At 60.2% G+C, this 13,383-nt stretch carries 10 protein-coding genes; 5 read left to right on the forward strand and 5 right to left on the reverse strand.

Annotated elements, in window-relative coordinates; all coding sequences use genetic code 11:
- Positions 1-1,308: 1,308 nt before the first annotated feature.
- The 4 genes from EXR36_13065 to EXR36_13080 all read right to left on the reverse strand — a co-directional run bounded on the left by EXR36_13065 (position 1,309) and on the right by EXR36_13080 (position 7,577).
- Positions 1,309-4,773, reverse strand: coding sequence for an indolepyruvate ferredoxin oxidoreductase family protein (locus tag EXR36_13065; GenBank protein MSQ60538.1), 3,465 nt, complete (start codon positions 4,771-4,773; stop codon positions 1,309-1,311).
- The gene (locus tag EXR36_13070) at positions 4,766-5,776 is read right to left on the reverse strand and encodes an NAD(P)-dependent alcohol dehydrogenase (GenBank protein ID MSQ60539.1); all 1,011 of its coding nucleotides are present in this window, start codon (positions 5,774-5,776) and stop codon (positions 4,766-4,768) included. Before EXR36_13070 ends, EXR36_13065 begins: the two co-directional genes overlap by 8 nt.
- A 117-nt stretch (positions 5,777-5,893) precedes the next feature.
- Positions 5,894-6,367 carry a single-stranded DNA-binding protein gene (gene ssb / locus EXR36_13075; GenBank protein MSQ60540.1) on the reverse strand — a complete coding sequence of 158 codons (474 nt, stop codon included), beginning with the start codon at positions 6,365-6,367 and terminating at the stop codon, positions 5,894-5,896.
- A 1-nt stretch (position 6,368) separates the two neighbouring features.
- On the reverse strand, positions 6,369-7,577 hold the full coding sequence (locus EXR36_13080) for an MFS transporter (protein MSQ60541.1): 1,209 nt from the start codon (positions 7,575-7,577) through the stop codon (positions 6,369-6,371).
- A gap of 87 nt (positions 7,578-7,664) precedes the next feature.
- Here EXR36_13080 and uvrA point away from each other — a divergent pair, with 87 nt between their 5' ends.
- From uvrA to EXR36_13105, 5 genes are all read left to right on the forward strand, one after another.
- A complete protein-coding gene (gene uvrA / locus EXR36_13085; protein ID MSQ60542.1) occupies positions 7,665-10,487 on the forward strand; it encodes an excinuclease ABC subunit UvrA in 2,823 nt (940 codons plus the stop codon).
- 24 nt (positions 10,488-10,511) lie between these two features.
- Positions 10,512-10,667 (forward strand): type II toxin-antitoxin system HicA family toxin, encoded by a 156-nt coding sequence (locus EXR36_13090; protein MSQ60543.1) that lies wholly within the window; start codon positions 10,512-10,514, stop codon positions 10,665-10,667.
- A 324-nt stretch (positions 10,668-10,991) separates the two neighbouring features.
- Complete coding sequence (locus EXR36_13095; GenBank protein ID MSQ60544.1) at positions 10,992-11,246, forward strand: hypothetical protein; 255 nt, start codon at positions 10,992-10,994, stop codon at positions 11,244-11,246.
- Positions 11,247-11,979: 733 nt separating this feature from the next.
- The gene (locus EXR36_13100; protein MSQ60545.1) at positions 11,980-12,792 is read left to right on the forward strand and encodes a hypothetical protein; all 813 of its coding nucleotides are present in this window, start codon (positions 11,980-11,982) and stop codon (positions 12,790-12,792) included.
- Positions 12,793-12,798: 6 nt separating this feature from the next.
- Complete coding sequence (locus EXR36_13105) at positions 12,799-13,098, forward strand: hypothetical protein (protein ID MSQ60546.1); 300 nt, start codon at positions 12,799-12,801, stop codon at positions 13,096-13,098.
- A gap of 36 nt (positions 13,099-13,134) precedes the next feature.
- Here the strand turns inward: EXR36_13105 and rplQ are convergent.
- Positions 13,135-13,383 (reverse strand): 50S ribosomal protein L17 (rplQ, locus tag EXR36_13110; GenBank protein ID MSQ60547.1); only part of this gene is annotated, 249 nt, incomplete at its 5' end.

The following is a 13,383-nucleotide window of genomic DNA, read 5'->3' on the forward strand; positions in this document are numbered from 1 at the left end:
TACATCGAAGAATCCAGGCTGCTTGGGTTTGGGTTGCTTCCTGCGTTTGTCTTTCTTCATCGGCCTCGGGATCACTTTGCGCTTCGAGGCTTTTTATCACATCGATTCCATACACACTACTCTAGAATGCTGAATTATTAGAGGTGCCCGGATGATGTAATAACCGACGTGCCCGATAAACGCGTACGCAAATGCTCGTATCCATGGGATTTGAGCGAAACTGACTGCGCGTGCAGCCGCTAAAAGGATGCCTGCTGACAAGATCCCATATACGAAATAGCGTCCGAGCGCCACCATCGTGGGATCTATATCAGTAAGGTATTTGGGGATGACAAAGGCGAGGCCCCATATGCAATTCACTGCGATGGCGTAGAAGATGTCTACGCCATGTCCCGTGCTTAACCGCATGACCACTTCCTCCCAACGTGCCCGTTCAAATGCCCGGCCGCTTTCAGGCTCAAACCGTCGGAATAGAACCGCGGGGACTTACGGAAGTCATGAACGCCGATGGTGATGAGGCTCCTATGAGGCATAACGTAGAGATAACCGGACGCTGCGCGGCTCTATCGCGCAGCGTCCGGTTGAGCGCCGGGTTGGGCTGGGGCGTTTGCCGGAGCGAGAACAGATGAGTCCGCGCAACCGTCAGCACGGGTGATTCGGCACTTGGACGAAGTGCAGGCGTAACGTCCCCACCGACCGAAAGTCTTTGGCCCGCGAACGCAACACCGGTCGCACTAACACCGACCAACGAAGGCAACAGCGCGGCGGGCGACGGTGAAGAGGGCGATCTGTGGAACGCAACCGAAGGCAGAGCGGACGCCGTTTGAAGCGCGGCCCACGACGCCAATGGGTGGGGCGTTGAACGAAGCAATGACCGCTGGCGCACTGGCCCGCCGTGCGCGGCAGCGCCGTGACGAACGAACGATGCACCGAAGCGGTAACCAACGACCTGCAGCAAAAGCTCTCTACTCATGGTGCGAAGCCCAACGTAAAGTCAGCCCCCTAAATGGGGTTTTATAAACCACCTGAATTACTGTATAAACAATCATGTATTAAATTATCCTTCTATTTCTAAAGAAATTTCTGGATTTTTATCACACCCTAAATCAGTATACAAACGCCCCTTGAGGTTTCCCCACAAGGGTAGGTATCAAGTCTAGCAACGGCACCTACACTCGTTTACCAACATCCCCTCGGAGCGGGGAAACGGTCAAGCCTTGCCTTCTTTCCCCTTCGAAGTGGGTACATAGATCGGGGTCGCAACCGTACACTCGCTACAGTCCCCAAGTGAAACCTTTCCGGCACACCCTAAGCCGCCGCCCGTGCCTCCCGATGCGCGTTGAATTGAGCCAGTAACTTCGCCTCCTTCTCCTTCGCCGCGCTAAGGTGCCGAGCTTTCACATGGCCAAATCCGCGGATCTCTTCGGGGATGGCCGCCAATTGAACCGCGAGGACGTGGTTATCCGGCGTAAGTTTAGCGAGTAATTGCTCGATCAACTGCTCGTAATCCTTGAAGAGTTGGCGCTCCATTTTGCGCTCCTCGGTGTAACCGAAGACATCGAGCGCGGTGCCGCGTAGGAAGCGTAGTTTGGCGAGCACCTTGAAGGCGCCGAAGATCCAACTTGGGTATTCCTTCTTGATGAGTTCGCCTTTCTCGTTGCGCTTGGAAAACAAGGGCGGCGCGAGGTGGAATTTGAGGGTGTAGTTGCCCTCGAACTGCTCCTTCACCTTTTGTTCGAAAGCACCGCTCGTGTAGAGCCGCGCGACTTCGTATTCGTCTTTGTAGGCGAGCAGCTTGAAGTAGTAGCGAGCTACCGCCTCGGCCAATCCGGTGAGCCCTTTGCCTTTCTGTTGTTCCTCGCGGCGCACGCGCTCCACCAAGGTTTTGTATTTCTCCGCGTAGGCCGCGTTTTGGTAGTCCGCGAGGAATTCCACCCGCCGCCGGATCGTTTCGTCGAGCGTGCTTGACAACTTTTGCACAGCCGCACTCTCCGTCTTGGGCGCGATTAACCGTTCGATGGCGTTCAAATCCACGGCGGCGCGGCGGCCCCACAGAAAGGCGGTTTGGTTCATTTTCACGGCCGCGCCGTTGAGTTCGATCGCCTTGGCGATGGCTTGCGAGGAAATGGGGATCAATCCCTTTTGAAAGGCATAGCCCAGCATGAACATGTTGGTGGCGATGGAATCTCCCATGAGCCCGGTGGCCAAGCGCGCTGCATCCACGAAAAAAGCGTTTTCCTCGCCCACGCCGTTGGCGATGGTCTTGCGCAAGGATGCACTGGGAAATTGGAAGTCGGCATTGCGCGTGAACGCTCCCGTCATTTGCTGGTGCGTGTTGACCGCCACACGCGTCTTGCCCAGCTCGGTGGTATCCATGGTCTTCTGGCTCGCGCTCACGACGAAGTCGCAACCCAGTACCGCCTTGGCGCCTCCCGAGCCGATGCGAACGGTTTTGATGTCACTCGGGTCCTTGGCGATTTGCAGATGGGTCCACACGGCCCCGCCTTTTTGCGCGAGGCCCGCCATATCCAAGCCGGAGAATCCTTTCCCGTCCAAATGGGTGGCCATCCCGAGGATGGCACCGATGGTGACCACACCCGTGCCGCCCACGCCGGTCAGCATGATGCCGTAAGGCTCTTCCAGCGCGGGCAACTCGGGTTCGGGAACGACGGGAAACGGCGTGCCGGTGCTTGCCGCTTGCGCCTTGCCCTTGCGCAAATTGCCGCCATGCACGGTGACGAAGCTCGGGCAAAATCCGTTCACGCAGGAATAGTCCTTGTTGCAAGAGGACTGGTCGATTTTGCGCTTGCGGCCGAATTCGGTCTCCAGCGGCAATACGGAGACGCAATTCGATTTCACGCCGCAGTCGCCGCACCCTTCGCACACGAGTTCGTTGATGAAAGCGCGCTTGGGCGGATCGGGATATTGGTTGCGCTTGCGGCGCCGGCGCTTTTCCGCCGCGCAGGTCTGGTCGTACACGATGACGGTGACCCCATCGATCTCGCGCAAATCCTTCTGCACCTTTTCGTAGTCGTCGCGGTGGAACGCCTCGACGCCGGGCGGGAAAGTGCCCCCTGCGTATTTCTCGATGTCGTCGCTCACCACCACGCATTTGACCGCGCCCTCGGCCAGTACCTGGCGCACCACCTGCGGCACGGTGAGCTGGCCGTCCACGTGCTGGCCGCCGGTCATGGCCACGGCGTCGTTGAACAGGATCTTGTAGGTCATGGTGACCTTGGACGCGATGGCCGCGCGCAGGGCCAGATAGCCGGAATGGAAGTACGTTCCATCGCCGATGTTCTGAAACACGTGCTTGGTTTTCACGAAGGGCGCCTCGCCGATCCAGCTAGCACCTTCGGCGCCCATCTGCGTGAACCCCGCGGTGTTGCGATCCATGTATTGCGCGAGGAAGTGACAACCGATCCCGGCGAGCGCCCGGCTACCCTCCGGCAAGCGCGTGCCGCTACTGTGCGGGCATCCCGAGCAGAAGTAGGGCGTGCGGTCCATGGCCGGTTTTTCCGGCGTGCGGGATTCCAGGGCTTGCTGGTGCGCGACTCGCGCGGCCAGCTGTGCATCGTTCGTGGAATCGAGAATGCGACGGCCGATGACGATCGCGATGTGATTCGGGTCTAGCGCGCCATTGCTTTGAAACAACGTGACGCCCGCTTCATCGCACTTGCCGATCACGCTGGGCATGCCGGCGCGGCCGTAACAGATATCCTTGAATTGGGTTTCGATGAGCGCGCGCTTTTCCTCCACAACGATCACCTTCTCCAATCCCTGGGCAAACTCGAGCGCGCCTGTGGGTTCGAGGGGCCAGGTCATGGCCACCTTGTACAAGCGGATGCCCAGGCGTTTGGCTTCGCTTTCGTCAATGCCCAAGTACTGCAGCGCTTGCCGCACATCCATGTAAGATTTGCCGCAGGTCATGATGCCGAGTTTCGCATTTGGAGAATCGAACACGATCTTGTCCAACCGGTTGGCGCGCGCGAATGCCTTGGCCGCTTCGATCTTGTCGTTGTGTAGCCGGGCTTCCTGCTGGAGAAAGTCGTCGGGCCAGCGAATGTTTAGGCCCCCTGGCGGCAGAACATGATAGCCCGGTATTTGAATGCGTACGCGATCAGGGTTGACATCCACGGTCGCGGAAGCGTCGATGGTGTCCTTCATGGACTTCAACCCCACCCAGCAACCGGCGTAACGCGAGAGCGCGAAACCGATGATCCCGTAATCGAGCAACTCCTGCACGCCGGCGGGATTCAAGATGGGCATCATCGCATCCATCATCGCGTATTCGCTGGAATGCGCGGTGGTGGAGGATTCGCAGGTGTGGTCATCGCCCATCAGAGCGATCACGCCGCCCTTGTGATGGCTGCCCGCGAGGTTGCCGTGGCGGAAAGCGTCACCCGTTCGGTCCACGCCGGGGCCCTTGCCGTACCAGATGGCGAATACGCCGTCGTATTTGTTCTCGCCGTGAAAGTGCGCTTGCTGCGTGCCCCAGCAAGCGGTGGCGGCGAGGTCTTCGTTGACGCCGGGATTGAACACGATGTGATGCTGGTCCAACACCTTCTTCGCCGCCCACAATTGCTGGTCGTAACCACCGAGAGGAGACCCACGGTAGCCGGTGACGTAGCCAGCGGTGTTGAAGCCTTCCGACTTATCGCGCAGATGCTGCATCATCGGGATGCGCACCAGGGCCTGCGTGCCGGTGATGAATATCCGCCCCGTTTGGAGCAGGAACTTGTCATCCAGGGAAACGTCTCTCAAACTACCCATGTATCACAACCTTTCCGGTATGCGCGGCGCTGTCAAGATAATCGTAGGCCGCGCGCGCCTCCGAGAAGGCGAAGCGCTTGCCGATGTGGGGCCGCAACTTATGCAGCGCGATGGCGCGGTTCATTTCCTCGAACATGTCGCGCGAGCCCACATAGATGCCAAATACGCGAATGCTGCGGCGGAGAATGACGGCGGTGGACACGGGCGCGCTAGTGCCCGTGAGCACCCCTATCATGCACACGCTACCGCCCATGCGCACCGAGGCGAGCGACTTGTCGAAGGTGCCCGCACCGCCCACTTCCACCACGATGTCCGCGCCGCGCCCCGCGGTCAATTCCAGCACCTTCTTATCCCAGTTGGGATTAGCGCGGTAGTTGATGGTCTCATCGGCGCCCAGGCGCGTGGCGGTTTGCAGCTTTTCCTCGCTGCTGGAAGTAAGAATGCAGCGCGCGCCGTGCATCTTGGCGAATTGCAGCGCCAGCAAGGAAACACCTCCAGTACCCAACAAGAGCACGGTGTCGCCCGCGCGAATGCGCGCTTCGCGCACTAGCGCGTTCCACGCCGTGACACCCGCGCAAGGCAGCGTGGCCGCCTCTTCATCGCTCATGTGCGCAGGCACCTGCACCACCCCTTGTTCGCTCAGCACCACGTACTGGGCCAGCATGCCATCGATGGCGCCGCCCAGGGCGGTAGCTGAGATGGCAAGTGTCACCTCACCACCAAGCCAGCCCTGCATGAAGCAACCGGCCACGCGATCTCCCACTTTCACACGTGTGACACCAGCGCCTATTTCCACCACTTCCCCCACGCCATCGGAGAGCGGGATACGGCCCATGGGCGGCGGAGCACCGTAGCTTCCCTTGGCCACGAGCAGATCGCGGTAATTGAGCGACCATGCCTTGGCCTTGATTAATATCTGCCCAGGCCCCGGCTTGGGATCCGCCCGCTCGGCCAGCGTAATGCTGTCCAACCCCGGCTTGTGTTGTAGTTCGTAGAGTTTCATGTGCGCGTTTCCTCTGCCCCCAACCTGGCCCCCACCCGCCCCCACCCTAACCCTCCCCCGCTGGCGGGGGAGGGAAGGAGGAGGTTCCCTAGCTCTTAGATCCAAAATCCTAGCGTCTCAAAACGGAATGTCATCATCCATGTCGTCGAAGTTCGGCGCCTTCTTGGGCTGTGCCGATGACGGCGAGGGCTTCGCACTTCCCTGCGGTGGAGGACCGTCGATATCGCGCGGCATCGAATCGCTCCCGCCCGTGCCTCCTCCGCGACTGCCCAGCATCTGCATGCGATCGCCGCGAATATCCGTGGCGTAGCGCTCGATGCCTTCCTTATCCGTGTATTTGCGCGTTTGCAGGCGGCCCTCGATGTAGACCGAACTTCCCTTCTTCAGGTACTCCCCGCAGATCTCGGCCTGGCGGCCGAAGAAAGCCACGCGGTGCCACTCTGTTTGCTCCTGCATTTCGCCGCCCTTGTCCTTCCACTTTTCCGTGGTGGCGATGTTCAAATTGGCCACCGCGTCGCCGCTAGGCAAGTAACGCACTTCGGGATCGCGCCCGAGGTTTCCGATCAAGATCACTTTATTTACCGAGGCCATATCAAGTCTCCGCCGATGCTAAATTAGGGTTACCGCGCTTGTGCGGTATGCGCATGCGAAACGCTACCACAAACCAACTGGCACTGAGCGCCGCGCAATACAAGAACACGGCGTTTCCGCCGTAATGCTGGGAAATGACTCCTCCCAACGCACCGCCCAGAAAGGTACCGAAGAACTGCACGCTGCTGTACACGCCGATGGCGGCACCCTTTGTCTCCGGCGGGGCCATGCGTGACACCAAGGAGGGCAGGCTGGCCTCCAGCAGATTGAAGGCCGTGAAGAACACCAGCAAGGCCAGTGCAATCCACCAAACCGAATGCGCCGAGAACAAAGCCATCTGGCCCAGGGTCAGCAGGAAGATACTACCGAGGAAGGCCGTCTTCTGCTGGCCGCGCCGTTCGGACCAGAGCATGGGCGGCACCATCAACACGAAGGCGCCCAGCATCACGGACAAATAGACTTCCCAATGGCTGCCGTCCGGTAGTCCCGCTTCCCTCAGATTGAAAGGCACCACCACGAACAAGCTGGTCAAGACCAGGTGCAAGACGAAGATGCCGTAATTCAAACGCACCAACTCAGGCCGCACCAACACGTGCAAGAACGGAGTGCGAATTTGCGCGCCTACGGGAGCGGGCCCGCCGGGAACCACGAAGCGCACTACAGCGCATGCGGCCAACGCCAACACGCCCGTCATGAGAAAGATTCCCGGCACACCGATCCAATGGGCCAGCAGCGGCCCAGCCACCATCGACAGCGCGAAGGTCACGCCGATGGTCATGCCCACCACAGCCATGGCTTTGGTGCGCTGCTCCTCGCGCGTGTGGTCCGCCACCAGCGCGATCACCACCGCGGACACCGCACCCGCGCCTTGCACGATGCGGCCGAAGATCACCATGTAAATGGAATCCGCCGCCGCCGCGATGAAGCTGCCCAGGGCGAAGATCAGCAAGCCCATATACAGGGTGGGTTTGCGTCCCCAACGGTCCGACAACGCACCGAATGGAATCTGGAGGATAGCCTGGGTGAGCCCGTAGGCACCTACCGCAATGCCGGCCAAGGTTCGGTTATGCCCGCCGGAGAGCGTATCGGCGTACAGCGCAAACACGGGCAAGATGATGAACATGCCCAACATCCGCAAGCCAAAAATGGAAGCCAAACTGAAAGTGGCTCGCCGTTCGGCTGGCGTCATGGGCGCGCCGCTTGGATTCATAAGGGGGAGGGATTAACTCGAAATTCGGAAAGGAATGACCGCTCCGGTATATTAGCAGGTTGCCCCACGTAGGCTGCTTGGTCCCCCATGGAATTCATCCGCGTTCGCGGTGCGCGTACTCACAATCTCAAGAACATCGATCTCGATCTGCCGCGCGACCAGCTTATCGTTATCACAGGAGTGTCGGGCTCAGGCAAATCGTCGCTCGCTTTCGACACGCTGTACGCGGAAGGCCAGCGCCGTTACGTCGAATCGCTCTCTACTTATGCCCGCCAATTCCTGGAGGTGATGGATAAGCCCGACGTGGACACCATCGAGGGCCTATCGCCTGCCATCGCCATCGAACAAAAATCCACCAGCCACAACCCGCGCTCCACCGTGGGCACGGTCACGGAAATCCACGACTATCTACGGCTACTTTTCGCTCGCGTGGGCGACCCTTATTGCCCGGACCATCACCAGCGGCTGGCGGCACAAAGCGTGTCGCAAATGGTGGATCACATGGTGGCGCTCCCCGAAGACACACGCTTGATGATCCTGGCCCCGCTCGTGGCGGAGCGCAAGGGCGAGCATGCGGAATTATTCGAGGATTTGCGCGCGCAAGGATTCGTCAGAATCCGCCTCGATGGCGCCATGCATGATCTGGATTCGCTCCCCAAGGTGGCGCGCACCCACAAGCACACGGTCGAATTAGTGGTGGACCGGCTCAAAGTGCGCGGGGATGCCAAGCAGCGTTTCGCGGAATCCTTCGAAACCGCCATTCGCCACGGGGATGGGCGCGCCATCGCCGTGGAAACGCAAAGCGGCAAGGAGCATTTATTCTCTTCGCGTTTCGCTTGCCATGTGTGCGATTACGCGTTGGCGGAGTTGGGGCCGCGTTTGTTCTCCTTCAACAACCCCATGGGTGCCTGCCCGCGGTGCGACGGACTGGGCCACATCACGCACTTCGATCCCGCGCGCGTGCTGGCCTTCCCGCACATGAGCCTGGCCTCGGGCGCCATCGCGGGCTGGGACCGGCGCAATCCTTTTTATTCGCAATTGCTGCAATCCCTGGCCACGCACTACGGCTTCGACTTGGAGCAACCCTTCGATGCCTTGCCCAAGAATTTGCAGGAGGCCATTCTTTACGGTTCAGGCAAGGACAAGATTCGCTTCACCTATCCCTCGGAAAAGGGCGGGCGCCACGTGCGAGAGCACGTCTTTGAAGGCGTCATTCCCAACCTGGAACGGCGCTACCGGGAAACCGACTCGGCCACCGTACGCGAGGAACTGGCCAAGTATTTGGCGTCCACTTCGTGCCCGGAATGCAGCGGCGCGCGCCTTCGCCGTGAAGCGCGAAGCGTGTTCATCGGCGAGCACAACATTCACCAAACCGGGCAGATGCCACTGCGCGCGCTGGGGGGGTTTTTCGAAAACCTAAGTTTGACAGGCGCCAAGCTCGCCATCGGAGAAAAAATTCTGCGCGAGATAGGCGCCCGCATCGGCTTCTTGAACGATGTGGGATTGGGCTATCTCAGTCTGAACCGCTCGGCCGATACGCTTTCCGGAGGCGAGGCCCAGCGCATTCGATTGGCGAGCCAAATCGGTTCCGGGCTAACGGGCGTGATGTACGTTTTGGACGAACCTTCCATCGGCTTGCACCAACGCGACAACGCGCGCCTACTGGCCACACTTCGCGGACTGCGCGACTTGGGTAACACCGTCATCGTGGTGGAACACGACCAGGATGCCATCGCCAGCGCCGACTTCGTGGTGGACATGGGGCCGGGGGCGGGCGTGCATGGCGGCCAAATCGTGGCGCAGGGTACACCGGATCACATCAAGCAGCACGCCGAATCCATCACCGGCCAGTACCTCTCCGGGCGCAAGCGCATCGCGCAACCTCCCACACGCAGGACGAACGACAGCGAACGCCAACTCGTATTGCGTGGCGCCAGTGGCAACAACTTGAAGAACGTCACGCTCAACATCCCCGTGGGGTTATTCGTGTGCATCACGGGCGTGTCGGGTTCGGGCAAATCCACTTTGATCAACGACACGCTCTACCCGGTAGTGGCCAGGCACTTGTATGGGAGCCACGAGGAGCCAGCCGCGCACGAGGCGGTGACAGGTCTTGATTTCTTCGACAAGGTAGTCAACGTCGATCAAAGTCCCATCGGGCGCACGCCGCGCTCCAACCCGGCCACATATACCGGAGTCTTCACTCCGATCCGAGATCTCTTCGCGGGCGTTCCCGAAGCACGCACTCGCGGCTACGGTGCCGGGCGTTTCTCCTTCAACGTGAAAGGCGGGCGCTGTGAAGCCTGCCAGGGCGATGGCGTGATCAAGGTGGAGATGCACTTCCTCCCGGATGTCTACGTTGCGTGCGACACCTGCCGCGGCAAACGCTACAACCGGGAGACACTGGAAATCCGCTACCGCGCCCGCAACATCCACGACATCTTGGAAATGACAGTCGCGCAAGCGCACGAATTGTTCGCGCCTGTTCCCGCGCTCGCGCGCAAGCTGCAAACCTTTCTGGACGTAGGCTTGGGCTACATTCGCTTGGGCCAAAGCGCCATCACTCTATCGGGCGGAGAAGCGCAGCGAGTCAAGTTATCGCTGGAGCTTTCCAAACGCGACACCGGACGCACCCTCTACATTCTGGACGAACCCACAACAGGATTGCACTTTCAAGACATCGATCTGTTGCTACGCGTTCTGCACCGCCTGCGCGACCAAGGCAACACCATCGTGGTGATCGAGCACAACCTGGAGGTGATCAAAACCGCCGACTGGATCGCGGATCTAGGTCCGGAGGGCGGCGACGGCGGCGGCCAGATCATTGCCCAAGGCACACCAGAAACACTCGCCCGCGATCCGGCCAGTGTGACGGGCAGGTACCTTAGGTCTTTGCTCGACGCCTCATAGGGGCACGTCACGCGGTTAAAGGATCTGGGCCTGGAATTCCACCGCCAGGCCGCAGGCTCTCACGAGATTTGGTTCAACCCGAAGGCAAATCGCTATACCATCCCCAAGCATCCCGGCGACATGCCAGAAGGAGCGCTACGCGCCATACTCAAGCAGGCCGGCGCCGAAATTGAAACGTAATTAATGAAATGATCGCATCTTGGATAGCCAGTGCGCCTTCATTTGCTGACCTGGCGGCCGGCCCGATATGATGATGGGACCTGACACCTCGCCCGCGCTCAGATCGCTCTTTAGTCGCTCGATTTCAGTATCGGGAATGCGGGGCATTCGGGGTTTCTCCTAAAATGCGTCAAGTGTTTTGTAATGTCTTATTCAAGCATCAGGCCAAGCAGCCGGTCCTGCGGCAGGCGACCTTGCGCGGTGTGGCCAAGTCCGCGAACGACCAAACGTAACGCGAATTCGCGTGAGTGGGTTCGTGCCTGAGGGCGTTTTTGGGAGTTACCAATGACAGAGCTCGTTTTAGCGCTCCCCGAGGAGCTGGCGCGGCGCGCCAAGGAAGCCGGTCTGCTGAGCAGCGAAGCCATCGAGGCGCTCTTGCGTGAGCGGCTACGCTCGCAGGCTGGGAAAGCCCTGCGAGAGATCTGGGCGGGTGGGCCGCAAGAGCAACTCACCCCCGAGATTGAACAGGGAATTGTGGAGACCGTCAGAACCGTGCGCGTTCAGCGCCGAGCCCAACGCAAACGTGCGGATCGCTCTTGACACCAACGTCATCCCCTCGAGGTTTCTCTGGAATGGCGCACCACGAAGACTGCTTGACGCCAAGCTCGAGGAAGTATGCGCTAGGGAACACCTCCTCGCGCACATGGCACCCTACCGTCTCACACTCCGGGTACTGGTGGAGCGTTAACGCTCCCTGGGGAAATCCGTCACCCCGGCAGGTATTCCACCGGCCATCGAACGTGATCCCAACGATGATGCCGTGCTCGCCTGCGCGCTCGCAGCCAATGCCCAGTTCATCGTCTCTGGCGGCAAGGACTTGCTCGACATCAAGCAATTCCAGAATATCCTCATCCTCTCGCCAGCACAGACGTTCGCCCAACTCAACGTGCGCGACTGAATACCGGATAGACCAGGCTCCTACGCCATGGAAAGACCCGGTACCTCACCCTCAGGAATCTGATATTTCAAGACTTGACCCCGCCCCTTTGCCACTTTGCGGCCAACGGGAGTAATGCTCAAGACTTCCTATAAATTATAGACCTGACCCTATCTCATACTACTCCATAGAACTTGCGACTCCCCCGGGAAAGACGCCCACTACGAAGCAGGCGGCATTGCAGGCACCATCAACCGCCTTCTCGACGAATTACAGGAACGCGACGCCGCGCTGGCCACCGCCCGCTCCGAGCTGGAAGAGGCCCGGCGTCCGCCGGTTGAAGCCGAGCCACGGAAGGACCCTGGCGACAGCGAGGCCTTACGCCTGCGCACGCAATTGCTGTCCAACATGTGCCACGAGATTCGCACACCGATGAAGCGGGCGGTATCGGCAGCCAGGCAAATGGGCCTCACCCGGCTAGACGCGGCGCAGCGGGAGTATCTGGCCAAATCCAGGGATGCCGCCGAGTTCGTTCTCAACTTCGCGGACGACATGCTGGACTACATCCGCATCGAAGGCGGGCGGCTGGTACTTCAAGAAGAGGTATTCGACCCCGGCCAAGCCTTGAATACCGTGATTCAGCTTTACCAGGAGAGAGCGCAAAACCGGCGGATCAAGCTTAGCGCCCAATTGCTAGGGCCGCTCCCCGCGCAAGTCAAGGGAGACCCTGCCCGGCTGCGCCAAGTGATGGGGAGCCTGGTCGCAAACGCTATCAAATTCTCGCAAGGCGGCGAGATCGCCATGGAAATGTCCGCGTGGGAGCACACCGGCAGCAGTGTGCCGCTGATGGTGAGGATGAAGGACTCTGGTATTGGCATCGCGGAGGAGGCCCGCATGCGCATCTATCAGGCCTTTGCGCAGGAGGATGAGAAGTTAGGTGCCCCCACCGGCAGCGCCAGCCTGGGGCTATGCATTGCCCGCCAACTTGTGCGGCGCATGGGGGGAGAGCTCCTCCTCGATGGCACCGTGGAACAAAGCACCGGCTTTCGCTTCACGATAAATGTGGAAGTCGCCGAAGGTGCGCGCGTGCCCGGCACGCCGTTGGCGACCGCATCCGTGAAAGCGCCCGCCAAGGTAGAACCCGAGGGCAAGGGAGATGTTGTAGCCCCTCTCGCTGCAGCACCCAGTGACTGGGACATGCTAATCTAGGTCTATTTGGAGTCGGCCGAAGAATTCGCCGGGCGCCTCGCCTATGCCATCCATCTTTGCGACGCAGAGCAAGCCAGCGGCGCGGCGCGCACACTCCGGGCATGCAGTTCAAAGATTGGCGCCCACGATACCGCCGCGCTATGCCAGAAAATCGAGGAAGCGATACAAGGGAACGACTTCGCGGGGGCCGAGATCCTATTGCGGGACCTGGTGCTGGCCTACGAACGGGCGGCACTCTCCCTACGCACTAGCGCCGCGGCTCCGGGTAACTCCAGCCCGCGAAACCCAATCCCCGAAACGGTGTAAACACCGCCCGCGGGAACCGAGTCCATAGCGAGCCTTCTAGGCAGCCTTCTCAGCTTCCGCCGCGGCTTCGCCGCTGTCCGGCCGGTCCATCAACATCACCATGGCCATGGGCGCATTGTCGCCCTTGCGGAAACCGCACTTGAGAATGCGCAAATATCCGCCATTGCGGGCGGCGTAGCGCGGGCCCAGCTCTTCAAAAATTTTCGACACGACGTCCCGGTCACGAGTACGCGAAAAGGCGAGGCGGCGGTTCGATAAGGAGGGTGACTTCCCGAGGGTGATCAA

The sequence above is a fragment of the Betaproteobacteria bacterium genome, from assembly GCA_009693245.1.
In the GTDB taxonomy this organism is placed as follows: domain Bacteria; phylum Pseudomonadota; class Gammaproteobacteria; order Burkholderiales; family SHXO01; genus SHXO01.

Bases quoted from the DNA above. Each gene is read 5' to 3' on its own strand.
- EXR36_13065 (MSQ60538.1), bottom strand. From the start codon at position 4,773: ATGGGTAGTTTGAGAGACGTTTCCCTGGATGACAAGTTCCTGCTCCAA.
- EXR36_13070 (MSQ60539.1), bottom strand. From the start codon at position 5,776: ATGAAACTCTACGAACTACAACACAAGCCGGGGTTGGACAGCATTACG.
- ssb (MSQ60540.1), bottom strand. From the start codon at position 6,367: ATGGCCTCGGTAAATAAAGTGATCTTGATCGGAAACCTCGGGCGCGAT.
- EXR36_13080 (MSQ60541.1), bottom strand. From the start codon at position 7,577: ATGAATCCAAGCGGCGCGCCCATGACGCCAGCCGAACGGCGAGCCACT.
- uvrA (MSQ60542.1), top strand. From the start codon at position 7,665: ATGGAATTCATCCGCGTTCGCGGTGCGCGTACTCACAATCTCAAGAAC.
- EXR36_13095 (MSQ60544.1), top strand. From the start codon at position 10,992: ATGACAGAGCTCGTTTTAGCGCTCCCCGAGGAGCTGGCGCGGCGCGCC.